Genomic DNA, 24,395 nt, shown 5'->3' on the forward strand with positions numbered 1-24,395 from the left:
GGAGAGAGAAGACCATGAAGCTCACGGTGCACGAGTTCTTGTCCCTGGACGGTGTGATGCAGGGGCCCGGGGGGCCCGACGAGGACCGCAGCGGCGGTTTCGAGAGCGGCGGGTGGATGGTGCCGTTCGCCGACGAGGAGTTCGGCGAGATCGTCGACGGCTGGTTCCGGCTCACCGGCGAGGTCCTCTTCGGCCGCACGACCTACGAGATGATGCACGGCTACTGGCCGCAGGTCACGGACCCGGACAACCTCGTCGCGACGCAGCTCAACTCGCTCCCGAAGCACGTGGTCTCCACGACGCTCACGGAGGTGACGTGGCCGGGCGCGCACCTCGTCGAGGGCGACGTGCTCGACGCCGTCCGTGCCCTCAAGGCGAAGCCCGGCGGTGAGCTCCAGGTGCACGGCAGCCACGGCCTGGTCCGGACCCTGCACGACGCCGGGCTCGTCGACGAGTACCGGCTCCTCACCTTCCCCGTGGTGCTGGGCGAGGGAAAGCGCCTGTTCGACGCCGGAGCCGCACCGTCCACGTTCACCGTTGCCGAGGTGCGCACCACGCAGGCCGGTGGGATCTACCAGGTGCTGCGTCCCACCGAGCGGGCCGAGCAGCAGGGCAGGGAGTTCGTCGTCGAGGACGGCCGCGAAGCCGTCCGCTGACGCAGGCGTGCTGACGGGGTGCGCCGGGCGTCGGCCGTCAGCCCCAGATCGCGGCAGGCCACCCGTCGCTGAAGCGCTCGGGCTCGTCCGGGTGGCTGACGGCCTCGCCACGTGCGACGCGCAGCGCCGACCAGGCCGCGGCCGCGGCGTCGAGCACGTCGTCGGGCGCGGCGCGGCCCAGCCCGCCCAGGTCGCGGGGCAGCTCCACGTCCGCGGCCGTGAGCAGGTCACGCCGCCACACCTGACCGGCCCACGTCTTCTTCGCCGCCTCGAGCGGGGCCCCGGCCATCAGGCGGAAGCTCAGCTCGGGGTGCACCTCCACCACGCGCGGCCGGTCGTCGCCGCGGACCCACCCGTCGACGTCGAAGATCTTCGTCCGCAGGTGGTAGGCCTGCTGCGAGATGCCGAGGCCCGTCCGCATGACGTTCGTCGCCGACGCCAGGGCGTGGGTGGGCTCGCCCAGGGCGGCCCGGGTCGGGGTCATGAAGACCGAGGAGCGACGCGGGCCCAGCAGCCGGCGGACCTCGACGTCGGCTGCCCGCACCGACGCGTCCGGCAGCCCGACGGGGATGTCGATCCCCACCACGGCGAGCTCGCCGTCGGGCGGCGTGGCGGCCTCGACGAGTTCCGCGATCGTCGCGGCGTGAAAGGCGTCCACGTCGACCGGCGACGCCCCGTCCCCGGCCTCGACCAGACGGACACCCACCCACCCGCCGGGGCACGCGTCGGCACCCAGCCCGGCGACCATGCTCAGGACCCGGCCAGCGCGCCGACGAGCGCGATCTCGAAGGCCTCGACGGACCCGTCCATCTCCTCGAGCGCCGCCGCGTCGAGGAGCACGGTGACCCGGCCGTCGTCGGGCACCGCCGCGACGAGCGGCAGGCGCGTGCCCGCGAGCGCCGCGACGAGGTCGGCAGGGACCTCGTCGCGGTGCAGCAGCTGCACCGCGAGACCCGTCCGGGCGACCATGGCGTCCCAGGCGCGCTTGCGGCGGACCGGGGAGTGCGTGATGTCGCACAGGGCGCAGTGCGCGCGCCCGGCGAGGTGCCCGACGACGTAGCGCAGCTCCCCGAGCACGCCGCCGTCCGCGTCGTAGACGCCGACGATCCGAGGGGCGGTCCGGCCGGCGCCCTGGCCGCCGCTCAGGCGAACGCCTCGGGGACGGGCGTCTCGCCGTCGGTGAAGCGGATGAAGCGGCCGACCGTCGAGGGTCGGCGCAGCACCTCCGCGACGACGAGCGCGACGTTCGCGCGGGAGACGTTGCTCTCGGCACCGGTGGGGCGCTCGTCGTCCGCCAGGACGCGGATCGTGCCGGTCGGGGTGTCGGTCGTCAGCGTGCCGGGGCCGAGGATCGTCCAGTCCAGTTCGGTGCCGCGCAGGTGGTCGTCCGCGGCGAGCTTCGCGTCGGCGTAGGCGAAGAAGGAGCTGTCCTCGGGGACGCCGTGGTCCGGCAGCGAGCCGATCCACGACACCATGACGTAGCGCTGGGCGCCGGCCGCGGCGGCCGCGTCCATCGTGCGCTGCGCGGCGTCCCGGTCGACGGCGTACGTCCGGTCGGGGTTGCCGCCGCCCGCGCCGGCGGACCACACGACGGCGTCGTGTCCCTGCAGAGCGGCGGTGATCTCCTCGGTCGAGGCGTGCTCGACGTCGAGCAGCAGCGGCTCACCACCGAGCTCGGTGACCAGCGGCAGCTGGCTCTCGGAGCGCACGACACCGCTGACGCTCGCGCCGTGCTCGACGAGCAGCGGGATGGCCAGGCGCCCGACCTTGCCGTGGGCGCCGATCAGTGCGACCTTCATGCGTCGTCCTCCAGGGGGTGTCGGTGTGCGATTCCTCCACGCTGCCGCCATCGGGTCCGTCGCGCCAGTCAGGGGCACCTCGATAGGTTGAGGCGATGGTCACCGCATCCGTCCCGCCGTCCGCCGAGCTCCACCTGCACATCGAGGGCACGCTCGAGCCGGAGCTCGTGCTGGCGCTCGCGGAGCGCAACGGTGTCGAGCTGCCCTACCGTGACGCGGCGCAGCTGCGGGCGCAGTACGAGTTCACCGACCTGCAGTCCTTCCTCGACCTGTACTACGCGAACATGGCCGTGCTGCGGACCGTCGAGGACTTCGCCGACATGACGCGCGCCTACCTCGCCCGCGCGGCCGCGGGCGGCGTCCGGCACGCGGAGATCATGGTCGACCCGCAGGCCCACCTGGTGCGCGGGGTGGACCTCGAGACCTGCATCGGGGGCATCGCGGGCGTGCTCGAGACGAGCGAGGAGGAGTTCGGCGTCTCGACGCTGCTCGTCGCGGCGTTCCTGCGCGACCGGCCGGCCGACGAGGCGCTGGGCGTCCTGGAGGACCTGCTCGCGATGGACGCGCCGATCGTCGGCATCGGCCTCGACTCCGCCGAGGTCGGGTACCCGCCGTCGCTGTTCGTGGCGCTCTACGAGCGTGCCCGGGCCGCGGGGCTGCGCCGGATCGCGCACGCGGGCGAGGAGGGGCCGCCGTCGTACGTCTGGGAGGCCCTGGACCTGCTGGGGGCCGAGCGCATCGACCACGGTATCCGCAGCCTGGAGGACCCGGCGCTGGTGGACCGGCTCGTGACGGAGCGCACGCCGCTGACGGTGTGCCCGCTGTCGAACGTGCGGCTGCGCGCCGTGGACACGCTCGGCGACCACCCGCTGCCGGAGATGCTGCGCCGCGGCCTCAACGTGTCGGTGCACTCCGACGACCCGGCGTACTTCGGGGGCTACCTCGACGACGCCGTCGGCGCTGTGACCCGGACGTTCGACCTGAGCGTCGCGGACCGCGCCCGCCTGGCCGCGAACTCCGTCCGCTCGGCCTTCCTGCCTCCCGCCCGGCGTGACGCCCTGCTCGAGGAGATCGAGGAGTGGGCGGCCGGGTAGCCGGTCGGGCTCCCCGGCCGGGCGTCAGGAGCTGACGTCTGCCGTGGTGAAGCGGCTCCAGGCGAGCGCCCCGAAGATCGCGACCCACGCACCCTGGACCGCCAGGCCCTGACCGAGCACACCGAGGTCGATCTGGGTGCGCAGCAGCTCACCGACGTCGAGCCAGTGGTGGGTGAGCAGCGCGCCGTGGATCGCGGAGAGCTGCGGCAGCGCGTCGAGCACGCCGGAGACGATCGCGACGACGACGGTCGCCGCCATCGCCGCGACGGGCACCTCGGTGAGCGTCGAGAAGAACAGCCCGAGAGCGACGAGCCCCGTGAGGGACAGCCCCACGTACGCCACGATCCCGGCCGTCCGGGCCAGGCCCTCGGCGGCGGAGACCGTGTCCCCGGACAGCAGCGTGACGTCACCGATCCCGAAGTACGCCGCGCCCGTCACGAGCCCCGACAGGGCGATCGCGAGCACCGTGCAGGCCGCGAACACGAGCACGGCGAGCGCCTTCGCGGCGAGGAGCCGGGTGCGCGGGACGGGCAGGAGCAGCAGGTAGCGCAGGGTGCCGGCCTGGGCCTCGCCCGCGACGGCGTCGCCGCTGACGATGCCGATGACGAGCGGCAGCAGCAGCGGCAGGCACGCGACGAGGGCCGTGAGGACGAGGAACAGCCCGTTGCCCGTGACGCGGTCGACGAACGGCGGGCCGCCCGCGCTGATCGCGGTGTCGCGCGTGACGAACAGGACGGTGCCGAGGAGGACGGGCACGAGGGCGAGCCCGACGAGCAGCACGAGGTTGCGGCGGCGCCCGAGCACGAGCCGCAGCTCGCTGCGCAGGAGCCGGCCGAACGCGCCGCGCGGGGGAGCGGGCGTCTCGGCGGGCGCGCCGGGCCTCTCGGCCGCGGCGAGGTCAGCGAGCGACATCAAAACCCTCCCCGGTGAGCTCGACGAACAGCGTCTCCAGGCGGGGGCGCCGGACCTCGAGTCCCACGAGATCGAGTCCGGCGCCGACCATCGCGGCGGAGATCTTCTCCGGTGCGACCATCCCGAGCCGGGCGGTGAGCGTGCGTCCGTCGCGGCGCACCCCGGTCAGCCCGAGGTCGGCGAGGAGCTGGGTGGCGCCGTCGAGGCAGGGTGCGGTCGTGGTGACGGCCACGGTGCTCTCGCCGTCGGTCGCGAGCTGCTCAGGCGGCCCCTGCACGAGCAGCCGGCCACGGCTCATGACCCCGACGTGCGTGCACACCTGCTCGATCTCCCCGAGCAGGTGCGACGACACGAGGACGGTCGTCCCGGCGTCGGCCAGCTCGCGCAGCAGGTGGCGCACCTCGCGCGTGCCCTGCGGGTCGAGGCCGTTGGTCGGCTCGTCGAGGACGAGCAGGTCGCGCGGACGCAGCAGCGCCGCGGCCAGGCCGAGGCGCTGCTTCATGCCGAGCGAGTACTGCCGGTAGGGCTTGCGCGCGGCGGCGCCGAGGCCGACGCGTTCGAGCGCCGCGGCGGCCCGCAGGTCGCGGCTGCGGGGGTCGGCGGTCGCGTCGGCGGCGTCGAGCCGGTCGAGGTTGGCCCGCCCCGAGAGGTACGGGTGGAACGCCGGGCCCTCGACGAGCGCCCCGACGTGGGGCAGGACCCGCGGCCCGGCGCCCGGCATCGTCTCGCCGAGGAGGGTCGTCGTGCCCGACGTCGGGCTCACCAGTCCCAGCACCATGCGCAGCGTGGTCGTCTTGCCGGACCCGTTCGGCCCGAGGAACCCGTAGATCGCGCCGTGCGGCACCTCGAGGTCGATCCCGTCCACCGCGACCTGACCGGAGCGGAAGCGCTTGGTCAGGCCGCGGGTGCGGACGGCGGGCTCCGCTGCCGTCCCGTCGGCGGGTGCTGATGGCCCCGTCATGCGAGGTCGCGCAGGACCTCGGCGGGGACGGCCCCGGCGAGGACGCGGCCGTCGTCGGTCACGAGCACGGACAGCAGGGCCGAGGTGAGCAGACGGCCCTCGGGGACCTCCTGCGTGAGCTGGTCGTAGAGCGCGGCGGCGTCGATCTCGGGGACACCCGGCACGGTGCCTTCCTCGCCGACGAGCTCGCCGTAGAGGTCCTGGGCGCCCTCGGAGCCGAAGCTGCGGTCCATCCCGGGCAGCGCGGTGGCGGCGGCGGGGTCACCGGCGAGCAGGCCCTCGATGTCCACGCCCTCGACCTCGACGACGGTCTCCCACCCGAACCCGCTGACGGCGACGCCGTCGAACGCGCCGAGATCCTTGAGGTCCTCGGGGTCGGTGCCCTCGTGGTCGGCGGGGTCGGGCAGCGGTACCTCGACCTCGGTCGTCGTCGCGCCCGGGGGTGCGGTGAAGTCGAAGACCGCGTCGTCCGGCGCGGTGAACGACACGTCGGTGAACCCGACCTCCAGTGCGGGGGTCTGGGTGTCCCCGGTGGCCCACACCTGGACGCGCAGCGGCGCGGAGGTCTCGGCGTCGACCGCCACGAGCACGCGGTCGACGAGCGTGCCGTCGGTGCGGGGCACGAGCCCGAGCTGGTAGGCGTCGCGGCCCGCGACCTGGGTGGCCGTGCCGACGGAGACGTCGGTGGACAGCGCAGCGTAGGCGAGCAGCGCGTCGGCGGCCTCGGCCGGGGTCGGCAGGTCGCCCGCGACCTCGGGGGCCGCGCCGGACCTGGCGGCGTCGTCGAGCTCGCCGTACCGCTCCAGGTCGTCCGCGTCGACCGTGTAGTGCACCACCTCGTCGTCGCTGGACGAGTACGTCCACGCCTGCGGCCCGTCCCGGACGACCGAGAACTCGGACAGGGAGCCGAGCAGGGCGGCGCGCGAGCGGTCCTCGCCGTCCGACCACAGCCGGATCGTGGAGCTGCCGCCCAGCAGGTCGAGCGGGCTCGCGCCCTGCACCTCGCTCAGCGGGAGGTCGGGCAGGCCGAGGCGCGCGGTGTAGACCACCGTGCCGGACAGCGGGACCGGCTCGGCCTCGGCGACCTTCACGAGCAGCTCGGCGGGGGTGAGCTCGGGCAGGTCGGAGCTCGCCGAGGCGATGACCGACGGCGCCACGAACGCGCCGGCGACGACGGCGGCCACGCCCGCCGGGACGGCCCAGCGGGCACGGGGGGACAGGGACCGGGCGGGAGCGGTGGATGCCATGACGCCACCGTCGCACAGGCGACCTGAGACGACGCTGAGAGAGTGACCGCGGGCAGGGCGCGTCCCGCGCGCGCCGACGGCGCGGGCGGTGACATGCTGGCCGCGTGCGCGTGCTGGTGGTCGAGGACGAGCGGGGCGTCGCCCGCGCGCTGCGTCGTGGGCTCCTCGCGGAGGGCTTCGCGGTGGACGTCGCGCTCGACGGCCGGCGGGGCCTCGACCTCGCGGCGTCCGGGGAGTTCGACGCCGTCCTCGTCGACATCATGCTCCCCGGCCTCAACGGGTACGACCTCGTGACGCGGCTGCGCGCGCTCGAGGTGTGGACTCCCGTGCTCATCCTCAGTGCCAAGGACGGCGAGTACGACATCGCCGACGGACTGGACGTCGGTGCCGACGACTACCTCACCAAGCCCTTCTCGTTCGTCGAGCTCGTCGCGCGCGTGCGGGCGCTGGTGCGGCGCGGCGCCCAGGCGCGCCCCGCCGTCCTCACGGTCGGCGAGCTCACGCTCGACCCTGCGACGCGGGTCGTCACCCAGCGCGGGTACGAGGTCGCGACGACGGCCCGCGAGTTCGCCCTGCTCGAGTACTTCATGCGGCGCCCCGGCCACGTGGTGAGCAAGAGCGAGCTGCGCGACCACGTGTGGGACGCCGTCGGCGACGACCTCAACATCGTCGAGGTGTACGTCGGGTACCTGCGGCGCAAGCTCGGCCAGCGCGTCATCGAGACTGTGCGCGGGGCCGGGTACCGCATGGTGGTGCCGCCGACGTGACCGACGGCGCCCGACGCCGCGGGCTGTCCCTGCGCGCCCGGCTCACCGCGCTCGCGGCGCTGCTCCTCGCGGTCGCGCTCGTCGCGGGGGCCTTCCTGCTGTCGTGGGTCGTCTCGCAGGGGCGGCTCGCGGCACTGGACGACGTCGCGCGCGACCGGGCGCTGCTCGTGGCGCGGCTGGCCGAGAGCGACCAGGTGCCCGACGTGCTGCCCGTCGCCGAGCCGGGGGAGGTCGCCCAGCTCCTCGGGCCCGGGGGAGAGGTCCTCGCGTCGTCGGGGTCGGCGAGCCGCACCCTGCCGATCGTCCCGGCCGACGAGCTCGCCGCGCTGCGCGCCGAGGCGGTGACGACCGGGGAGCCCTTGGTGCGCACCACGGACCGCAGCGCCTACGACTCCTCGGCGCGGGTCGCCGTCGTGCCCGCGGTGCGCCCGGGCGAGGCGGCCGGGGACGGGGCGGCCCGGCACGGGGAGGTCACGGCCGTCGCGAGCATGCCGCTGCGCGAGGTCGAGGGCGTGGTGCGTGCGCTGCGGCTCTCCCTCGCGCTGGTCGTGCCGCTGCTGACGTTCGTCGCGGCGGGGGTGATCTGGCTCGTGCTCGGGCGCGCGCTCGCGCCGGTGGAGGAGCTGCGGCGCGGGGCCGACGCGATCGCGCGGTCCGGCGGGCCCGGGTCGCTGCCCGTGCCGCGCGCGGACGACGAGCTGGGCGCGCTCGCCCGCACGCTCAACGCGATGCTCGACAGCCTGCGCGCCGCCGAGGCGCGGCAGCGGTCGTTCGTCGCCGACGCGGCCCACGAGCTGCGCTCGCCCGTCGCGGGGCTGCGCGCGAGCGTCGAGGTCGCACGCCTGCACCCGGACGCCTACCCGACCGGTGAGCTGGCCGCCGAGCTGACCGACGAGGTGCTGCGCCTCGGTGCGCTCGTCGACGACCTCCTCGTCCTCGCCCGGCTCGGCGCGCTGCCGGTCGTCCACGAGGAGATCGACCTCGGTGACCTCGCGCGCGAGGTGGTCCGCGCGTCGGGTGCGGGCGCGGGTGGCGGCCTGGACGTCGAGGTCCGGGGGGCCGGCCGGGCACGGGGGGAACTGGCCGCCGTCGGGCGGGTGCTGCGCAACCTCGTCGACAACGCCGCCCGTCACGCGGCGACGCGGGTGGAGGTCACGGTCGGGGACGGTGCGCTGGGCGTCGACGACGACGGGCCGGGCATCGACCCGCAGGACCGCGAGCGGGTGTTCGAGCGCTTCACGCGGCTCGACGAGGCGCGCGAGCGGGACGCGGGCGGCACGGGGCTCGGGCTCGCGATCGCCCGCGAGACCGCGCGCCAGCACGGCGGCGACGTCACGCTGACCACCTCCGCGCTGGGCGGCCTCCGCGCCGAGGTCCACCTCCCGCGCTCCTGACCTCCCCCCACCTCGGCGGCCTGGGGTGAGGTGCCAGGTGTGAGGTAGTCGGGGTTGGGGGCGGGCGGGTGCTGAGGTTAGCCTTGCCTCGGCCCGCCGTCGGCGGCTCGTCGGCTCGCCCCGCCGCACCATCCACATCCTTCGAGGAGCACCCGTGCGCGCACACCTGCACCGCACCACCTCTCGCCGCCGGACCCGGTCCCGCGAGCTCATCACCACCGCAGCCACCGCTGCCACCCTCGCGCTCGTCCTCGCAGCCTGCGGCGGCACCGACGACGCGACCGGCACCGACGACACGGATGCTGGGTCGGACGAGGCACCGACCGCCGAGGGCGCGTTCCCGGTCACCCTCGAAGGAGCGCTCGGCACCGCCGAGATCACCGAGGCCCCCGAGCGGGTCGTGACGCTCGGCTGGGGGGCCGACGACATCGCGGTGTCCCTCGGTGTCGTGCCCGTGGGCGTCGAGGCCGACGACTGGGCCGGCGACGAGAACCGCCTGCGCCCCTGGTTCGTCGACGCCGTCGAGGAGGCGGGGGCCGAGCTGCCCGAGGCCATCACCATGTACCCGGAGCTCGACGTCGAGGCGATCGTCGCCCTCGAGCCGGACCTGGTCCTCGCGCCGCAGACCGGCATCGACCAGGCGACCTACGACCAGCTCGCGGCCTTCACCGACGTCGTCGCCTACCCCGAGGGCCCGTGGATCACGCCGATCGACGAGCAGATCGAGATCGTCGCCGCAGCCCTCGGCAAGCCGGACGAGGCGGCCGGGCTCGTCGACGGGATCGACCAGGCGCTCGCCGACGCGGCCGCCGAGAACCCCGACTTCGCCGGCACGCAGATCGCCTACGTCTACGGCGGCAACGAGCAGGGCGCCCTGAGCGTCTACGTGCCGGGCGACCCCCGGATCGACACCTTGCTGGGGCTCGGCTTCGAGCTCGCCCCGTCCGTGGCGGACCTCGAGCCGCCGGCCGGCAGCTTCACGGTCGACTGGGGCCTCGAGAACGCCGACCGCCTCGACGACGTCGAGCTCCTCTTCACCTGGTTCAACACCGCCGAGGAGCAGGAGGTGACCGAGGCGCAGCCGCTCTTCGCCTCGATCCCCGCGTTCGCCTCCGGCGCGTACGTCCCCATGCTCGACACCCAGCTCGGCATGGCCGTCACGACCGGCACACCCCTGAGCGTCCCGTGGGCGCTCGACGAGTACGTCCCGCTCATCGCGGACGCCGTCGCGCAGGTCGAGGACTGACCGTCCCGGTGCACCCCACGACGACCGACGGCGCGCGAGCCGGGGCCGAGCCCCGTGCGCGCCGTCGGCGTCCCGGCTGGGCGCTCGCGGCCGGTCTCGCCGGGGCCCTCGCCCTCGCGGCGCTGGTGACGGGCCTGAGCCTGGCGGTCGGCTCCAACCCGCTGCCGCTCGACGCGGTGTGGCGCGCGCTCGTCGCGCCCGACGACTCGTTCGCGACGACGGTCGTCGCCTCCCGCGTGCCGCGCACGATCCTCGGCCTGCTCGTCGGTGCGGCGCTCGCCGTCGCGGGCGCGCTGATCCAGGGCATCACCCGCAACCCGCTCGGTGATCCCGGCCTGCTCGGCGTCAACGCGGGCGCCGCGGCCGCCGTCGTCACGGTCACGGCCGTCACGGGCTCCATGATGGTCGGCGTCGCGGTCCTGCCCGTCGCGGTCCTCGGGGCGTTCGGCGCCGCCGTCGTGGTCTACCTCGTCGGGTCCGGTCGTGGCGGACCGACGCCCGTGCGCCTCATCCTCGCCGGCGCCGCGATCACCGCGGCGCTCACGGCGTACGTGCAGGCGATCGCCTTCACGAACCCGACCGTCTTCGAGAGCTACCGCTTCTGGGTGGTGGGCTCGATCGCCGGCCACCCGCCGAGCACCGTGACGATGATCTGGCCGGTCGTCGTCGCCGCCCTCGTCGTCGCGCTCCTGCTCGGTCGGCCCCTGAACACCCTCGCGCTCGGGGACGAGACCGCCCGCGCCCTCGGCGCGAGCGCCGGTCGCACCCGCCTCGTCGGCGCGGTCGTCGCGACCGTGCTCTGCGGGGTGGCGACCGCCGCCGTCGGCCCGATCGCCTTCGTCGGCCTCGCCGTGCCGCACATCGTGCGCGCCGTGACCGGCTCCGACCACCGCTGGCTCCTCGCCTACTGCGTCGCCCTCGGCCCGGTCCTGCTGCTGGGCGCCGACGTCCTGGGCCGCGTCGTGGCCCGCCCCGGCGAGCTGATGGTCGGCGTCGTCACCGCGTTCCTCGGCGCACCGGTGCTCTACTTCGCCGTGCGGCGCAGCGGGAGCGGGCTGTGAGCGCGCCCGACGCCGGCCGCTGGCTCACCCTGCCCGGCCTCGCCCTGCCGTGGAACCGTCGTGCGACCGGCGTCGCCGTCCTCGCGCTGCTGGGGGTGGGCGTCGCGACGCTCCTCGCGCTGACGCTCGGCGAGCTCGGCGTCGCGCTCCGCGCGCTCCCCGCGGTGCTCGCCGGCGAGGGGTCGCGGATCGAGCAGTGGACCGTGTTCGACAACCGGCTGCCGCGGGCCCTCGTCGCGATCGGCGCCGGCGCCGCGCTCGGCATGTCCGGGGCGATCTTCCAGTCGGTGACCCGCAACCCCCTCGGGAGCCCGGACATCATCGGGCTCAACGCCGGCGCTGCCGCGGGCGCGGTCGCGACGTCGCTCGTGTGGCCCGGCGTCGTCCCCGTGCCGGTCGGGGCGCTGCTCGGCGGAGCCGTCGCCGTCGGGCTCGTGCTCCTCGGCTCCGGCCGGGGCTTCGCCGCTCCCTACCGCATGGTGGTCATCGGCATCGGGGTGGGTGCGATGGCGATCGCGTTCGTCCAGTACGCGATGACCCGGGCGCGGCGGGAGGACGCCACCGAGATCGCGGCCTGGATCAGCGGCAGCCTCGCGGCGCGCAGCTGGTCGGACGTGACCCTCGTCGCCGTGGCGCTCGTGGTCCTCGTGGTGCTCGCGCTGCTGTGCACCCGCGGGCTGCAGCAGGTCGAGATGGGCGACGACGTCGCGCTCGCCCTCGGGTCGCGGCCGGGGCGGGTGCGGGCCGGCGCCGTGGCGGTGGGCGTCGGGCTGTCGGCGGCCGCGGTCGTCGTCGCGGGGCCGATCGCGTTCGTCGCGCTCGTCGCACCTCAGGTGGGCCGCCGGCTCACCCTGTCGACCGGGCCGGGGCTCGTCGTCGCCGCGGCGCTCGGAGCGCTGCTCCTGAGCGTCGCCGACCTGCTCGCCGTCCACCTGCCGTGGACCTCGCCGCTACCCACAGGGATCGTGACCGCCGGGCTCGGCGGGGTGTACCTCGCCGCGCTGCTGGTGCGCGAATGGAGAAGAGGAACGACATGAAGGCACCGAGCACGGAACCCCTCGAGACCGGCGACGCGCCGTTGCGGGGCCGGGACCTGCGCCTCGCGTACGACCAGCGGGTCGTCGTCGACGGCCTCGACGTCGAGGTGCCCGCCGGGTCGTTCACGGTCATCGTCGGCCCGAACGGGTGCGGCAAGTCCACTCTCCTGCGTGCCCTGGGCCGCACGCTCACCCCGCGGCACGGGGTCGTCGAGCTCGCGGGCCGACCGATCGGCGACTACCCGAACAAGGAGGTCGCGCGGCGCCTCGCGCTGCTGCCGCAGAGCCCGATCGCCCCCGAGGGCATCACGGTCCGTGACCTCGTCGGGCGCGGACGCTACCCGTACCAGACCCTGCTCCGGCAGTGGTCGGCCGCGGACTCCGACGCCGTGCGCGACGCCCTGGACGCGACGGGCACCACCGACCTCGCGGACCGGAAGGTCGCCGAGCTCTCGGGCGGGCAGCGGCAGCGGGTGTGGATCGCGATGATCCTCGCGCAGGACACCGATCTGCTGCTCCTCGACGAGCCGACGACGTTCCTCGACATCACCCACCAGGTCGAGGTGCTCGACCTGTGCGCGCAGCTGCACCTGGCGGGCCGCACGGTCGTCGCGGTCCTGCACGACCTCAACTTCGCCGCCCGCTACGCGACCCACATGATCGCGATGCGCGAGGGGCGGATCGTCGCGACGGGCGACCCGCACGACGTCGTCACGGCGAAGCGCATGAGCGAGGTGTTCGACCTGCGCTGCCGCGTCATCGAGGACCCGGAGTCCCGTACCCCGCTGGTCGTGCCGCTGGTGGGTCGCTGAACGGGCTCCGAACCTCCCGCTGGAACCTCGGGCCCCCGAACCCGTATCGTCTTTGCCCATGGACTCCTCATCTCCGAGTAGGTGGCCCTCCGGGGCCGCCTCCGACCACCAGCAGACCGCTGTCGATCCCGACGCCACCGAGGTGGCCGACCGGTGTTGACCGAATGGCTCCTGGTCCTCCTCGTCGTTGTCCTCATCACCGCGAACGCGTTGTTCGTCGCCGCAGAGTTCGCCTTCGTGACGGTCGATCGCCCCACGATCTCGCGGCTGGCCGACTCCGGTGACCGCCGGGCGGCATCGGTGCGTACCGCGCTGAAGTCGCTGTCCACCCAGCTCTCGGGCGCGCAGCTCGGCATCACGGTCACCAGCCTGGTCGTCGGCTTCATCGCGGAGCCGTCGATCGCGACGCTGCTGCGTGTCCCGCTCGGGGCGACACCTCTGTCCGAAGGGTTGAGCGCAGGCATCGCGCTCACGGCCGCGTTCCTCATCGCCACGGCCACGCAGATGGTCTTCGGCGAGCTCGTCCCCAAGAACTGGGCGATCGCCGAGCCCGTGCGGGTCGGCCGGGCGGTCGCCGGCGCGCAGCGTGGCTTCACCTGGTTCATGGGTCCGCTCATCCGCGTGCTCAACGGCTCGGCGAACCGGATCGTGCGGGCGCTGGGCATGGAGCCCCAGGAGGAGCTGGCCTCGGCCCGTTCCGCCCAGGAGCTCGGTGCGCTCGTGTCGCGCTCCGCGCAGCACGGCAGCCTCGACGAGCAGGTCGCCCGTCGCCTCGCCCACTCCGTCGAGCTCGGCGAGCGGACGGCGTCGGACGCCATGACCCCGCGTCCGCGTGTGCGGTTCCTCGACGCGACCGACCCGGTCGCGGACGTCCTGCGCCTGGCCTCGCGCTCGGGCCACGCCCGTTTCCCCGTCCTCGGCGAGGACGTGGACGACGTCGTCGGGGTCGTGCACTTCAAGCACGCCCTGGCGGTCCCTGCGGCCGAGCGCGAGACGCGCCCCGTGGGTGACATCGTGCGCGCACCCCACGCCGTGCCGTCGACCATGCCGCTCGACGCCGTGCTCGAGGTGCTCCGCGAAGGGATGCAGCTCGCCGTCGTCGTCGACGAGTACGGTGGGACGGACGGCATCGTGACCCTCGAGGACATCGTCGAAGAGCTCGTCGGTGAGATCGAGGACGAGCAGGACCGCCCGATCGGCCGCCATCGGCAGCTCGCGGACGGCAGCTGGTCGCTGTCCGGGCTGCTGCGCCCCGACGAGGCGGGTGAGCTGACCGGGCTCGAGCTGCCGGAGGGCAGGGAGTCCGACACTTTGGGCGGTGTCGTCACGGAGGTCCTGGAACGCTTCCCCGAGATCGGCGACGAGGTACTTCTCGAGGCGCGCAGCACCGCCGATCCCGACGAGGACGGCCTGCCCACCCCGGTGTCCGTGCGGTTGCGCGTGACCCGCCTCGACGGACGCCGGGTCGACCGGCTGCTGCTCGCGGTCGAACCCCCTGTCCAGGAGGAGGCCGACCGTGGCTGATACCGGTGCACTGCTGCTCGGTCTGGCGCTCCTCGTCGGGAACGCCTTCTTCGTCGGCGCGGAGTTCGCGCTGATCTCGGCGCGCCGCACGCAGATCGAGCCACGGGCGGCCGAGGGTTCGCGGCCCGCCCGGATCACGCTGCGCGCCATGGAGCACGTCTCGCTGATGATGGCCGGCGCCCAGCTCGGCATCACGATGTGCTCGCTCGGCCTGGGCGCGGTCGCGGAGCCGGCCGTCGCCCACCTGCTCGAGGTCCCGCTCGCGGCGGTGGGCATCTCCGGTGCCGCGCTGCACACGGTGGCGTTCATCATCGCGCTGACCATCGTCGTCGCGCTGCACATGGTTCTCGGCGAGATGGTGCCGAAGAACATCGCCATCGCCGGCCCGGAACGCTCCGCGCTGCTCCTCGGGCCGATCCTCTACGGCATCGTCTGGATCCTCAAGCCGCTGATCGTGACGCTCAACTGGATCGCGAACGTGGTCCTGCGGGCCATCAAGGTGGAACCCAAGGACGAGGTCACGTCGGTCTTCACGGCCGACGAGGTCGCGGCCTTCATCGCCGAGTCCCGGCAGGAGGGCCTCCTGGACGCGGAGGAGCACAGCCTGCTCGCGAGCGCGCTCAACATCAGCGTCGAGACGGTGGGAGCCGTCGCGGTGCCCCTGAGCGACCTGGTCGTGCTTCCGCACGGCGTGACCGCCGCGCAGGCGGAGGCCGAGTGCGTACGGACCGGGTTCTCCCGGTTCCCGGTGGCCGGGCCCGATGGCTCCATGGCCGGGTACGTCCACCTCAAGGACCTGCTCGACGTCGCGCCGGAGCGTGCCGACGACCCGGTCCCGGCACGGTGGATCCGCCCGCTGGCCTCGATCCCCGTCGCCACGACGCTCGAGGACGCGCTCAGCGCCATGCAGGCGCGCGGCGCGCACGTCGCCCTCGTCACGAAGGACGGCGCGGTCGTCGGAGCGGCCATGCTGGAGGACGTCGTGGAACGCCTCGTCGGAGAGGTGGCCGACGCGGCCCAGACCGGTCAGGTCGGAGGCACGGCCTGACACGCTGAGGCGGTACGGGCCGTGCGCGGGGACCCCCGTCGACCATCTGGTCGGCGGGGGTCTCGCGCGTGCGGGGTCAGCCTCGTGGACGCCAGCCGTCGGCGGGGTACCACCGGCCGCCGTAGCGTCGCGTGAGGCGCGGGTTCGAGACCTGCGCGAGCTCCGCGACGCCGTCGGCCACCGTGGCGGCGACGGCCCGCGCCGCGTCGTCGTCGGTGGCCAGGTACCGCACGGTGATGCGGGCCTGCCCCGCGACGACGCCGACGTCGGACGCCTCGACGGTCGTGTGCCGCCGGGCGACGTCCGCGGCCGCCGGCAGGACCGCTTCGGGTGCCGTGCCGGGGTGGAGCATGCCCACGGCGAGGCTGACGCGGTAGGAGTGCACGGCTCCACGGTGCCACACCGCGGGCGGCACCGTGCGGGCGAGGTGAGCGACGTCACGACGACGACGGCGGCGCGCGCTTGGCAGGGAGTGCCGGGAGGCGTAGTTTTGAACTGACCGGTCAGGCTAAATGAGTGATCGGAACCCCACCGCCAGGAGCTGACCCCATGAACGACCCCGCAGCACGCCACCTCGTCGTGCAGGACGCCACCGAGACGTCCGCCGAGTCGCCCACCGAGTCGCCCACCGAGACGTCCGCCGCGTCGCCCACCCAGGCACCCCCCGCCATCAGCGCGTTCGGGCTCCGGCTCCACGGGTCCCGGGGCCTCGTCTACGGTCCGCTCGACCTGGACGTCCAGGCCGGGGAGCTCGTCGTCCTCCAAGGGCCGCAGGGCGCCGGGCGGACGAGCCTCCTGCTGACCCTCGCCGGCCGGATGGTCCCCGACCTGACGGGGGACGGCTGGCTGCACGTCCTCGACCACGACCTGCCCCGGCAGCGAGTCGCCCTCCAGCGTCGCGCGGCGATCGCCGGCTTCGCGGGCATCGACGACCTCGACGACGCCGTGACGGTCGCCGACAGCGTGCGCGAGCGCCTCACGTGGCTCGCGCCCTGGTACCGGCGCACCCCGCGCGTCACCGACGCCGTCTACCGCGAGCTCGCCGGGCCCGTGTTCGGCGACCGTGAGCCTCCCGCGCTCGACTCGATGGTCTGGGACCTCGACGAGGTCGACGCCCTGCTCCTGCGCATCACGCTCGCCCTCGCCCAGCGGCCCGCGCTGCTCGTCGTCGACGACCTCGACCAGGTGCACGACAGCGCCCGCCGCCAGCTCGTGTGGACCCGGCTCGAGGCGCTCTGCGCAGCCGGGCTGACCGTCGTCGGCTCGGTCGCCTCCGCCGGCGAGGCCGGCGCCGTGCGGTGGGAGAGCCTGCCGCAGGTCGTCCGCCTGACCACCGGTCCGTCGGTCTGACGACCAGACCTCCCCACCCGCCGAACACCTACACCCTTACCCCACCCCCTGGACGGACTGCTCTCGTGATCTCCCTGACCTCCACCGGTACCGAGCTGCGGCGCTTCCGCCGCGGCCTGCTGCCGAAGCTCGCCCTCGGCGCGATGGTGCTCGTGCCCCTGCTCTACGGTGCGATGTACCTGTGGGCGTTCTGGGACCCGACGGGCAACCTCGACCGGCTGCCCGTCGCGATCGTCAACGCCGACACCGGCGCCGAGCGGGACGACGGCGAGCTGCGCGCCGGCGACGACATCACCTCGACGCTCGTCGGCTCGGGTGACCTGCAGTGGGCCGAGGTGGACGCGGACGAGGCCGCGAGCGGGGTGCGGGACGGAACCTACTACTTCGCGGTGACGGTCCCCGAGGACTTCTCCGCGCGGGTCGTGAGCGCCGGCGGGGACGACCCGCAGGCCGCGCAGATCATGGTCACCTACAACGACGCGAACTCGTTCCTCGCCTCGACGCTGGGCCGTGGCGCGATGGAGCAGGTGCAGGCCGCGGTGCGCGAGGAGATCGGGGCGCAGGCCGTCGACCAGGTCCTCGTCGGGCTCGGCAGCGCCCGGGACGGGTTCGCCGAGGCGTCCGACGGCGCCCTGCGCCTGACGGCCGCCGGCGGCGAGCTCACCGACGGCGCGGCCCAGGTCGCCGACGGCGCCGACTCCGCCGCGGACGGTGCCGGCTCCCTCGCGGAGGGCATCGGGACCCTGACGGCCGGGCTGGGCACCGCCGTCGACGGGGCGAGCGCCCTGTCCGACGGCGCGGGTGACCTCGCCGAGGGGACGAGCACCCTCGCGGGTGGAGCCCGCGAGCTCGCCGGGGGGACCGGCGACCTCGTCGGCGGCGCAGGTGCGCTCGCGAGCGGGGCGAACGACGCCACGGCGGGAGCCGCCCGGCTCGCCGACGGTGCGGCGGACGCCGGTTCCGGTGCGCGCGCCCTCGCGCAGGGTGCGTCCGCGACGCAGGCAGGTGTCGAGCAGCTCGCCGACGGTTCGGGCCGGCTCGTCGAGGGCTTCGAGGGCGATGGCGGCCTGGTCGACGGCACCGACGCCGCGGTGGCCGGGGCGGAGCGGCTCGCCGACGGCAGCCGTCAGGTCCAGGCGCAGGTCGCCACCCTCGCCGGCAGCGTCCCGCAGCTGCGCGAGCTGCTCCAGGGGAACGTCGCGCTCCTCGAGGCGTTGCCGGCCGAGGCGCAGACGCCGCAGACGCAGGCGCTGCGCGCCGCGAACAGCGACGCGCTCGACGCCCTGCCGGCTGACGGCGAGCTCGCGGCCGGGGCCGCCGGGGTGCAGGAGCTCGTCGACGGCGCCGACCAGCTCGCGACGAGCAGCAGCTCCGGTCTGCCGGCGCTCGCCGCCGGGGTCCGGGAGGCGTCCGACGGCGTGGCGGCCCTGGACGCCCAGCTCCGTCCCGGCGCGCAGACCGGGTCCACGACGGTCCGTGACGGCGTCGACGGGCTCGCGGCGGGCGCGGCCGAGCTCAGCGGTGGGCTCGGTGACCTGGGCGACGGCGCGCGCGATCTCGCCCGCGGCAGCAGTGCCCTGGCCGCGGGCGCCGGTGCGCTGACCGACGGCGCGGCGCAGGTCGACCAGGGCGCGCAGTCGCTCGCGGGCGGTGCGGTGCGGGTGGACGGCGGTGCCGGTCGCCTCGCGGACGGGGCGAGCAGCCTGACCTCCGGTGCGCGCGAGCTCGCGGACGGGTCGGGCGCCGCGGCGTCGGGTGCGGACGAGCTCGCCGCGGGCACCCGGGAGCTCGCGGACGGCGCCGGGCAGGTGGCTGACGGCGGCGGGCAGCTCACCGACGGTGCGCAGGACCTGAGCGACGGACTGGCGGACGGCGCCGAGGCGATCCCGGACGACTCCGACGCCCTGCGCACCCAGCGCGCCGACGTGCTGAGCGCACCGGTCACCGTCGCGGACACCGACGTCGCCGCGGCCGAGGGCTTCGGTGAGGGCTTCGCCCCGTTCTTCGTCCCGCTGGCGCTGTTCGTCGGTGCGCTCATCACGTGGTTGCTGCTGCGTCCGCTGCCGTCGCGCGCGCTCGCCACGCCCGCGTCCGGCTGGCGGATCGCGCTCGCGGGGTACCTGCCGGCGCTGGTCGTCGGCGCGGCGCAGGTCGTGGTCATGCTCGCGGTCATCCACTACGGCGTGGGGATGCAGATGACGCACGCGGCCGGGACCGTCGCCTTCACGATGCTCGTCGCCGCGACGTTCCTCGCCCTGCAGCAGGCGCTCGTCGCGCTGCTCGGCGCGGCGGCAGGAAAGGTCGCGATCCTCGCGCTGCTCATGCTGCAGCTCGCGTCCTCCGGCGGGACCTACCCCGTCGAGACGACGCCCGCGTTCTTCCAGGTCGTCCACCCGCTGCTGCCCATGAGCTACGCCGTGGACGGGTTGCGGCAGACCATCACGGGTGGTGTCGACGGGCGGCTGTGGGTCGCAGTGGTCTATCTCGTCGCCGTGCTGCTAGCGTCGCTGGCGATCAGCGCCTGGCGGGCAGGGCGTCTGCGCACCTGGACGCTCGACCGTCTGCACCCGGCGCTCGTGATCTGACGCCCGAGGACGAAGGCAGACCGACGTGACCACGCAGAGCACCCCCGTGCCGTCCCGGCGCGAGCAGGCCGGCGCCGCTCGTCGCGCCGGGACACGGCAGCAGATCATGGACGCGGCCGTGCGGCTCATCGCCGACCAGGGCTTCACGGCGACGTCGGTGGAGGACATCGCGGCCGCGGCCGGCGTCGCCAAGGGCAGCGTCTACTACAACTTCGGGTCGAAGTCGGACGTGTTCGAGGCCGCCCTCGCGAGCGGCCTCGAGCGGCTCACTCGCTCGCTGCGGGACGCGCGCACCGGGCTCGCCGGCAAGGCGGCGCTCGACGCGCTCGTCGGCTCGGTGCTGCAGCAGGTCGCCGCGCACCCGGACTTCGCGAAGCTGCTGGCCGCCGAGGTGTTCCGGGTGGGCCGCGAGTGGCAGGAGACCGTGGGGCACATCCGCGCCCAGGTCATCGAGTTCTACGCGCAGGCCCTGCGGGAGGCGCTCCCCGACCGGGACGTGTCGCTCCTCGCCGCGGCGGCGTTCGGCGCGACGCTCGTCGCGGGCCTCGAGTGGCTCGTCTTCCAGCCCGGGCGGAGCTTCGAGGAGGTCCGGGCCGCCGTCCTCGAGCTCACGGCCGGGATCTGACTAGGCGTCGCCGGCCGAGAGCACCGCGACGAGGAAGTCGGACCCGTCGTCGAACGGCCGCAGGTCCCACGTGGAGAGCATGAGGTCCACCCGCAGGCCGGCCCGGCCGGCGTCGGCGACGAGGTCCGCGAACGGGTAGCCCCGCCCGGCCCCGAAGCCGACGACGGCCCGGCCGCCGGCGGCGAGGTGCGCGCGGAACCGGCGCAGCACCTCGACCTCCGTGCCCGGTGCGAGGAACGTCAGGACGTTGCCCGCGCACACGATCGCGTCGAACGGCTCCGTCACGCCCTCGGCCGGCAGGTCCAGCTCCGCGAGGTCACCGACGCGCCAGTCCGGACCCGGGTGGTCGGCCCGGGCGGCCTCGACGAGGACCGGGTCGACGTCCACGCCCACGACGGTGTGGCCGCGACGCGCCAGCTCGCCGCCCACCCGACCGGGTCCGCACCCGGCGTCGAGCACCCGGGAGTCCCGGGGGAGCATCGCGTCGACGAACCGCGCCTCCCCGGCGAGGTCCGCGCCGTCGGCCGCCATCCGCCGGAAGCGCTCGACGTACCAGGTGGAGTGCTGCGGGTCGGCAGCGGTGCGCTGCTCCCAGCGGGTCGGGCGGGCGGTGCTCATCGGGGCTCCTCGTGCGGTCGTGGGGCGGCGCGGTGGCGTCAGGGTCTCTCGCCCGCGCCGACGTCCGGGGTGCCAGAATGGGCACATGCCTCCCGTTGCCGCCGCAGGTGAGCTCCTCGCAGTCTGCCGTGTCCACGCCCTGCAGGCCGACCCCGGGCCGGTCGGCGTCACCGCCATCGACAAGCGCCCCGTCGACGGGCCGGTGAAGGTGCGCGCGTTCGGGGTGTACGGCGACGTGCAGGCTGACCGCGCCAACCACGGTGGCCAGGAGCAGGCGGTGTACGCCTACGGGCAGGACGACGCCGACTGGTGGTCCGAGCAGCTGGAGCGCGAGATCGAGCCCGGCCTGTTCGGAGAGAACCTGCGGGTGCGCGGCATCCCCGTCAGCCACGCGGTGGTGGGGGAGCGCTGGGCCGTGGGCTCCGCGCTCCTCGAGGTCACCCAGCCGCGCACGCCGTGCGCCACGTTCGGCCGCCGGATGGGCGAGGACCGCTGGGTCAAGCGCTTCGCCCAGGCGAACCGGACGGGCGCCTACCTGCGCGTCGTCGAGACGGGGACGATCACGGTGGGCGACGCCGTCGAGGTCACGTACCGTCCCGAGCACGGTGTGACGCTCGCCGACTGGTTCGGCGCCTGGGCGAGCGGCGACGCGACCGAGCCCGCCCGCCGTCTGCTCTCCGCGCACGCGTGCGGGGACATCTGCCTCACCGAGGAGATGCGCGCACGGGCCGAGCAGGCCGCCGGCCGCCTCGTCGAGGACTGACCCGTCGGCCGACCCGCCGGCCGACCCGCCAGCTCAGGAGCCGGGGCGGCTCAGGCCGGGCGGCGCGGGATGCGCCCGCCACGAGGGGCCTGAGGGCCGCGCGGCGGTTCGTTCGGCGGCCACTCGCCGTCGTCGGAGCCGTCGTCCGCCGAGAACAGCAGGTTGTGCAGCCGGGTCCGCACCTCCTCGACGCGCGGGACGTCGTACAGCGTCATCCCCGCCTTCTCGGTCGCGTCGGAGATGACGAGCGTCCCGCACCCGAGCATGCGGTCGATCAGGTCGCGCTCGGAGTTGACGTCGTTGATGCGGTAGAGCGGGATGTCCCGCCCGACACGGGTGATGATCCCCGAGCGCATCGCGATCCGCTTGTTCGTCACGACGTACGTCGTGGTCATCCACCGCAGGTGCGGCACGACGATCCAGATGATCGCGGCGAGCCCGGCCACACCGACGACGATCCACAGGACGATCGGGTCCGGCGGGGCGAGCACGACGAGAGCGACCACCGCGGCGACGAGCAGCAGCAGGACGAGGAACGGTGCGAACAACGCCTTGACGTGCGTGCGCAGCGTCATGACCACGGTCTCGCCCTCAGCGAGGTTCTTGTGAATCTGGCCCATGGGGGTCATGGTGCCATCTCCAGGGCCGGAACGGTGCAGGTCAACCGGCCGGAGGAAGGTTCCAGCCCTCGATCGTGCGCAGACCGTGACCGTGGCCGAGCAGGCTCACCGCGGCGGTGCCCAGCTCGAAGCGCGCGGCGAGCGCCGGGTCGACCCCCAGCCACACCGCGGTGAGCACGCGCAGGACGTGGCCGTGCGCGACGACGAGGACGTCCCCGCCGTCGTGCAGGGTCGGCTCGACGCGCTCCAGCACACGGGAGACGCGGGCGGCGACGTCGTCCAGCGACTCCCCGGGCCGGCCGCCCGGCGGGAGGGCGACGTTCACGCCGTCGCGGAAGATCTGCCACTCGCGCCCGAGCTCGTCGCTCACGTCGGCCGCGGTGCGACCGTCGACGGGGCCGTAGTCCCACTCGGCGAGGTCGTCGTCGACCGGCGCGTCCGGGAACCCGGCGAGGTCCGCGGTCCGCCGCGCTCGCTGCAGCGGGCTCGTGCGCACGACGGCGAAGCCCCGGCCGCGACGTTCACGTCGCCGCTCGAGGTAGGCGCCCGCCGCGACGGCCTGCTGCTCGCCGGCCGCGGTGAGCGGGATGTCGGACCGCCCCGTGTGCTGGCCGGTGATGCTCCACGCGGTCTCGCCGTGGCGGAGCAGGACGAGCTGGGGGTCGGGTGCTGGTGCGGCGGCCTGTTGGCTCACGGGCGAGCCCTTCTACGAGTGGACGAGGGCCGGTCGTGCGTGGCCTCCGCCATTCTCCCCGACCGCGAGCGCGCCGGCCCCGCGACCCCGTGCGCAGCCACCGCGGTGGGTCTTGACGGCGGGGGCCGGGTGCGCCAGGCTTGTCGAACACGTGTACGAACGTGCGGGAGTGCCGCCGACCATGTCGACGAGGAGAGGTCGTATGTCCACCGAGCCAGGCCCCGTGTACGGCAGTCCGGAGTTCGACTGGTCCATCCTGACCGTCCCGACGCCGCTCGCCATGGCCCGCGGTCAGCTCGGCTTCTCCTGGCTCGAGCTCGCGGGTCGGCTGGCGACCCTCACCCAGGACGAGCTCGACTGGGAACCCGGCCTGGACGCCCTGCGGGTGGTCCGGCGCGGGACGCAGCGCACGCCGCGGACGCTCGGCACGGGGGAGTGGGTCGCGGAGTGGCCGGCGGGGGCCGACTCGCCGCAGCCCCGGACGATCGGCTGGTTGGTCGCGCACCTCACCGAGGGCTTCTTCGAGCGGTGGGAGTGGACCTTCGGCGAGAGCTCGGCGCGGCGGGAGGACGTCGAGGTCTCGGGCGACGTCACCGAGGCCGTCGCGGGCCTGACCCGGTGGGTCGAGGCCTGGCGCGCCGGGGTGGACGGACTCGACGAGGACCAGGTCTTCACGGTCGGGCTCAGCCAGGCGACGGAGATCGACGCCCAGGCACCGTTTGGGCACCTCGTGCTCCACATGAACCGCGAGCTCATCCATCACGGCGCCGAGATCATGGTCCTGCAGGACCTCCACCGTGCGGGGCGCCGCACCTGATCCGCGTGTGATCCTCGCCCGGTTCGCGCCGGTCGGGGAATCCACGGACGGACGCGATGGTTGGCACCAGCGTGAACGAGAAGCTGACGATCGACATCTGGTCCGACATCGCCTGCCCGTGGTGCTACGTGGGCAAGCGGCGCCTCGAGACGGCCCTGGCACAGCGCGCGGCCGCGGGGGACGATCGCGAGGTGGAGATCGTCTACCACTCGTTCGAGCTGGCCCCGGACACCCCGGTCGACTTCGCCGGCTCGGAGGTCGACTTCCTCGCCGGGCACAAGGGGATGCCGCCGGCCCAGGTCGAGCAGATGCTGGCGCAGATGACCGAGCTCGCGGCCGCGGAGGGCCTGGCCTACGACTTCTCCGCGCTCCAGCACACCAAGACGCTCAAGGCGCACGAGCTGCTGCACCATGCCAAGGCGCAGGGCAAGCAGCTCGAGCTGAAGGAGCGCCTGCTCAAGGCGTACTTCACGGAGGGGCGCCACGTCGGGCGCGCCGACGAGCTCGCCGACCTCGCCGCAGAGGTCGGGCTCGACCGGGACGAGGTCCTGCGGGTCCTCGAGTCGGGTGAGTACGCCGCGGACGTCGAGGCCGACATCGCGCAGGCCCGCGCCTACGGCATCTCCGGGGTCCCGTTCTTCGTCGTCGACGGCCGGTACGGGGTCTCGGGAGCGCAGTCGCCGGACGTGTTCGTCCAGGTGCTCGAGCAGGCGTCCGCCGACCGGGCTGCCTGAGCCCGACCCGTCCGACCCTCGAGGAGAGCAC

At 74.6% G+C, this 24,395-nt stretch carries 26 protein-coding genes; 16 read left to right on the forward strand and 10 right to left on the reverse strand.

All coding sequences use genetic code 11. The features are described from left to right. Nucleotides 1–14 precede the first annotated feature (14 nt). On the forward strand, nucleotides 15–656 hold the full coding sequence (locus OHL10_RS07660) for a dihydrofolate reductase family protein (RefSeq protein WP_265521609.1): 642 nt from the start codon (nucleotides 15–17) through the stop codon (nucleotides 654–656). 37 nt (nucleotides 657–693) lie between these two features. Here OHL10_RS07660 and OHL10_RS07665 read toward each other — a convergent pair whose 3' ends face one another. The 3 genes from OHL10_RS07665 to OHL10_RS07675 all read right to left on the reverse strand — a co-directional run bounded on the left by OHL10_RS07665 (nucleotide 694) and on the right by OHL10_RS07675 (nucleotide 2,455). Continuing rightward, a complete protein-coding gene (locus tag OHL10_RS07665) occupies nucleotides 694–1,404 on the reverse strand; it encodes a DUF429 domain-containing protein (protein WP_265521610.1) in 711 nt (236 codons plus the stop codon). 2 nt (nucleotides 1,405–1,406) lie between these two features. Continuing rightward, on the reverse strand, nucleotides 1,407–1,733 hold the full coding sequence (locus OHL10_RS07670; protein WP_265521611.1) for a hypothetical protein: 327 nt from the start codon (nucleotides 1,731–1,733) through the stop codon (nucleotides 1,407–1,409). 65 nt (nucleotides 1,734–1,798) lie between these two features. Beyond that, nucleotides 1,799–2,455, reverse strand: coding sequence for an NAD(P)H-binding protein (locus OHL10_RS07675; RefSeq protein ID WP_265521612.1), 657 nt, complete (start codon nucleotides 2,453–2,455; stop codon nucleotides 1,799–1,801). Between the two features lie 95 nt (nucleotides 2,456–2,550). On the opposite strand from OHL10_RS07675, the gene OHL10_RS07680 reads away from it, so the two are divergent. Next, on the forward strand, nucleotides 2,551–3,549 hold the full coding sequence (locus OHL10_RS07680; protein ID WP_265521613.1) for an adenosine deaminase: 999 nt from the start codon (nucleotides 2,551–2,553) through the stop codon (nucleotides 3,547–3,549). A 24-nt stretch (nucleotides 3,550–3,573) separates the two neighbouring features. On the opposite strand, the gene OHL10_RS07685 is transcribed toward OHL10_RS07680, so the two are convergent. From OHL10_RS07685 to OHL10_RS07695, 3 genes are read right to left on the reverse strand one after another with little or no spacing between them, the layout of a single operon-like run. Then, complete coding sequence (locus OHL10_RS07685) at nucleotides 3,574–4,461, reverse strand: ABC transporter permease (protein ID WP_265521614.1); 888 nt, start codon at nucleotides 4,459–4,461, stop codon at nucleotides 3,574–3,576. After that, a complete protein-coding gene (locus OHL10_RS07690) occupies nucleotides 4,448–5,422 on the reverse strand; it encodes an ABC transporter ATP-binding protein (RefSeq protein ID WP_265521615.1) in 975 nt (324 codons plus the stop codon). The genes OHL10_RS07685 and OHL10_RS07690 overlap by 14 nt, the downstream gene beginning before the upstream one ends. Next, nucleotides 5,419–6,669, reverse strand: coding sequence for a LolA family protein (locus tag OHL10_RS07695; RefSeq protein ID WP_265521616.1), 1,251 nt, complete (start codon nucleotides 6,667–6,669; stop codon nucleotides 5,419–5,421). The genes OHL10_RS07690 and OHL10_RS07695 overlap by 4 nt, the downstream gene beginning before the upstream one ends. 104 nt (nucleotides 6,670–6,773) lie before the next feature. Between OHL10_RS07695 and OHL10_RS07700 the strand changes: the two genes are divergently transcribed. The 8 genes from OHL10_RS07700 to OHL10_RS07735 all read left to right on the forward strand — a co-directional run bounded on the left by OHL10_RS07700 (nucleotide 6,774) and on the right by OHL10_RS07735 (nucleotide 15,558). Continuing rightward, nucleotides 6,774–7,436, forward strand: a complete 663-nt coding sequence (locus OHL10_RS07700; RefSeq protein WP_265521617.1) for a response regulator transcription factor — start codon at nucleotides 6,774–6,776, stop codon at nucleotides 7,434–7,436. Continuing rightward, on the forward strand, nucleotides 7,433–8,830 hold the full coding sequence (locus tag OHL10_RS07705) for a sensor histidine kinase (RefSeq protein WP_265521618.1): 1,398 nt from the start codon (nucleotides 7,433–7,435) through the stop codon (nucleotides 8,828–8,830). The genes OHL10_RS07700 and OHL10_RS07705 overlap by 4 nt, the downstream gene beginning before the upstream one ends. Nucleotides 8,831–8,984: 154 nt before the next feature. Further along, on the forward strand, nucleotides 8,985–10,076 hold the full coding sequence (locus tag OHL10_RS07710) for an ABC transporter substrate-binding protein (RefSeq protein ID WP_265521619.1): 1,092 nt from the start codon (nucleotides 8,985–8,987) through the stop codon (nucleotides 10,074–10,076). 8 nt (nucleotides 10,077–10,084) lie between these two features. Next, nucleotides 10,085–11,137 (forward strand): FecCD family ABC transporter permease, encoded by a 1,053-nt coding sequence (locus OHL10_RS07715; protein ID WP_265521620.1) that lies wholly within the window; start codon nucleotides 10,085–10,087, stop codon nucleotides 11,135–11,137. Then, complete coding sequence (locus OHL10_RS07720) at nucleotides 11,134–12,174, forward strand: FecCD family ABC transporter permease (protein WP_265521621.1); 1,041 nt, start codon at nucleotides 11,134–11,136, stop codon at nucleotides 12,172–12,174. The genes OHL10_RS07715 and OHL10_RS07720 overlap by 4 nt, the downstream gene beginning before the upstream one ends. Then, entirely contained in the window at nucleotides 12,171–12,986 is an 816-nt protein-coding gene (locus OHL10_RS07725; protein ID WP_265521622.1) for an ABC transporter ATP-binding protein, read from the forward strand. The genes OHL10_RS07720 and OHL10_RS07725 overlap by 4 nt, the downstream gene beginning before the upstream one ends. 156 nt (nucleotides 12,987–13,142) lie before the next feature. After that, nucleotides 13,143–14,510 carry a hemolysin family protein gene (locus OHL10_RS07730; RefSeq protein WP_265521623.1) on the forward strand — a complete coding sequence of 456 codons (1,368 nt, stop codon included), beginning with the start codon at nucleotides 13,143–13,145 and terminating at the stop codon, nucleotides 14,508–14,510. After that, on the forward strand, nucleotides 14,503–15,558 hold the full coding sequence (locus OHL10_RS07735; RefSeq protein WP_265521624.1) for a hemolysin family protein: 1,056 nt from the start codon (nucleotides 14,503–14,505) through the stop codon (nucleotides 15,556–15,558). The genes OHL10_RS07730 and OHL10_RS07735 overlap by 8 nt, the downstream gene beginning before the upstream one ends. Nucleotides 15,559–15,634: 76 nt before the next feature. Here the strand turns inward: OHL10_RS07735 and OHL10_RS07740 are convergent, their stop codons facing one another. After that, complete coding sequence (locus tag OHL10_RS07740) at nucleotides 15,635–15,943, reverse strand: hypothetical protein (protein WP_265521625.1); 309 nt, start codon at nucleotides 15,941–15,943, stop codon at nucleotides 15,635–15,637. Between the two features lie 164 nt (nucleotides 15,944–16,107). Here OHL10_RS07740 and OHL10_RS07745 point away from each other — a divergent pair, with 164 nt between their 5' ends. The 3 genes from OHL10_RS07745 (at nucleotide 16,108) to OHL10_RS07755 (ending at nucleotide 20,118) form a co-directional block, all read left to right on the forward strand. Next, a complete protein-coding gene (locus OHL10_RS07745) occupies nucleotides 16,108–16,908 on the forward strand; it encodes an ATP-binding cassette domain-containing protein (protein WP_265521626.1) in 801 nt (266 codons plus the stop codon). 65 nt (nucleotides 16,909–16,973) lie between these two features. Beyond that, the gene (locus OHL10_RS07750) at nucleotides 16,974–19,493 is read left to right on the forward strand and encodes a YhgE/Pip domain-containing protein (RefSeq protein WP_265521627.1); all 2,520 of its coding nucleotides are present in this window, start codon (nucleotides 16,974–16,976) and stop codon (nucleotides 19,491–19,493) included. Between the two features lie 25 nt (nucleotides 19,494–19,518). After that, a complete protein-coding gene (locus OHL10_RS07755; protein WP_265521628.1) occupies nucleotides 19,519–20,118 on the forward strand; it encodes a TetR/AcrR family transcriptional regulator in 600 nt (199 codons plus the stop codon). On the opposite strand, the gene OHL10_RS07760 is transcribed toward OHL10_RS07755, so the two are convergent. Beyond that, nucleotides 20,119–20,736, reverse strand: a complete 618-nt coding sequence (locus OHL10_RS07760; RefSeq protein ID WP_265521629.1) for a class I SAM-dependent methyltransferase — start codon at nucleotides 20,734–20,736, stop codon at nucleotides 20,119–20,121. Nucleotides 20,737–20,821: 85 nt separating this feature from the next. Between OHL10_RS07760 and OHL10_RS07765 the strand changes: the two genes are divergently transcribed. After that, complete coding sequence (locus OHL10_RS07765; protein WP_265521630.1) at nucleotides 20,822–21,499, forward strand: MOSC domain-containing protein; 678 nt, start codon at nucleotides 20,822–20,824, stop codon at nucleotides 21,497–21,499. 50 nt (nucleotides 21,500–21,549) lie between these two features. Here OHL10_RS07765 and OHL10_RS07770 read toward each other — a convergent pair whose 3' ends face one another. Both OHL10_RS07770 and OHL10_RS07775 read right to left on the reverse strand, forming a co-directional pair. After that, nucleotides 21,550–22,119, reverse strand: coding sequence for a PH domain-containing protein (locus OHL10_RS07770; protein WP_265521631.1), 570 nt, complete (start codon nucleotides 22,117–22,119; stop codon nucleotides 21,550–21,552). 40 nt (nucleotides 22,120–22,159) lie between these two features. Beyond that, nucleotides 22,160–22,813 carry a histidine phosphatase family protein gene (locus OHL10_RS07775; protein WP_265521632.1) on the reverse strand — a complete coding sequence of 218 codons (654 nt, stop codon included), beginning with the start codon at nucleotides 22,811–22,813 and terminating at the stop codon, nucleotides 22,160–22,162. A 202-nt stretch (nucleotides 22,814–23,015) separates the two neighbouring features. Between OHL10_RS07775 and OHL10_RS07780 the strand changes: the two genes are divergently transcribed. Together OHL10_RS07780 and OHL10_RS07785 are read left to right on the forward strand one after the other, a co-directional pair. After that, nucleotides 23,016–23,630: a DinB family protein gene (locus tag OHL10_RS07780; RefSeq protein ID WP_265521633.1), complete on the forward strand. Its 615-nt coding sequence runs from the start codon at nucleotides 23,016–23,018 to the stop codon at nucleotides 23,628–23,630. A 56-nt stretch (nucleotides 23,631–23,686) separates the two neighbouring features. Further along, nucleotides 23,687–24,364 carry a DsbA family oxidoreductase gene (locus OHL10_RS07785; protein ID WP_425498976.1) on the forward strand — a complete coding sequence of 226 codons (678 nt, stop codon included), beginning with the start codon at nucleotides 23,687–23,689 and terminating at the stop codon, nucleotides 24,362–24,364. Nucleotides 24,365–24,395: the final 31 nt, after the last annotated feature.

The sequence above is a fragment of the Oerskovia flava genome (assembly GCF_026163685.1).
Lineage (GTDB): Bacteria > Actinomycetota > Actinomycetes > Actinomycetales > Cellulomonadaceae > Oerskovia_A > Oerskovia_A flava.

Bases quoted from the DNA above. Each gene is read 5' to 3' on its own strand.
- OHL10_RS07660 (WP_265521609.1), top strand. From the start codon at position 15: ATGAAGCTCACGGTGCACGAGTTCTTGTCCCTGGACGGTGTGATGCAG.
- OHL10_RS07665 (WP_265521610.1), bottom strand. From the start codon at position 1,404: ATGGTCGCCGGGCTGGGTGCCGACGCGTGCCCCGGCGGGTGGGTGGGT.
- OHL10_RS07675 (WP_265521612.1), bottom strand. From the start codon at position 2,455: ATGAAGGTCGCACTGATCGGCGCCCACGGCAAGGTCGGGCGCCTGGCC.
- OHL10_RS07680 (WP_265521613.1), top strand. From the start codon at position 2,551: ATGGTCACCGCATCCGTCCCGCCGTCCGCCGAGCTCCACCTGCACATC.
- OHL10_RS07685 (WP_265521614.1), bottom strand. From the start codon at position 4,461: ATGTCGCTCGCTGACCTCGCCGCGGCCGAGAGGCCCGGCGCGCCCGCC.
- OHL10_RS07690 (WP_265521615.1), bottom strand. From the start codon at position 5,422: ATGACGGGGCCATCAGCACCCGCCGACGGGACGGCAGCGGAGCCCGCC.
- OHL10_RS07695 (WP_265521616.1), bottom strand. From the start codon at position 6,669: ATGGCATCCACCGCTCCCGCCCGGTCCCTGTCCCCCCGTGCCCGCTGG.
- OHL10_RS07725 (WP_265521622.1), top strand. From the start codon at position 12,171: ATGAAGGCACCGAGCACGGAACCCCTCGAGACCGGCGACGCGCCGTTG.
- OHL10_RS07745 (WP_265521626.1), top strand. From the start codon at position 16,108: ATGAACGACCCCGCAGCACGCCACCTCGTCGTGCAGGACGCCACCGAG.
- OHL10_RS07760 (WP_265521629.1), bottom strand. From the start codon at position 20,736: ATGAGCACCGCCCGCCCGACCCGCTGGGAGCAGCGCACCGCTGCCGAC.
- OHL10_RS07765 (WP_265521630.1), top strand. From the start codon at position 20,822: ATGCCTCCCGTTGCCGCCGCAGGTGAGCTCCTCGCAGTCTGCCGTGTC.
- OHL10_RS07770 (WP_265521631.1), bottom strand. From the start codon at position 22,119: ATGGGCCAGATTCACAAGAACCTCGCTGAGGGCGAGACCGTGGTCATG.
- OHL10_RS07780 (WP_265521633.1), top strand. From the start codon at position 23,016: ATGTCCACCGAGCCAGGCCCCGTGTACGGCAGTCCGGAGTTCGACTGG.
- OHL10_RS07785 (WP_425498976.1), top strand. From the start codon at position 23,687: ATGGTTGGCACCAGCGTGAACGAGAAGCTGACGATCGACATCTGGTCC.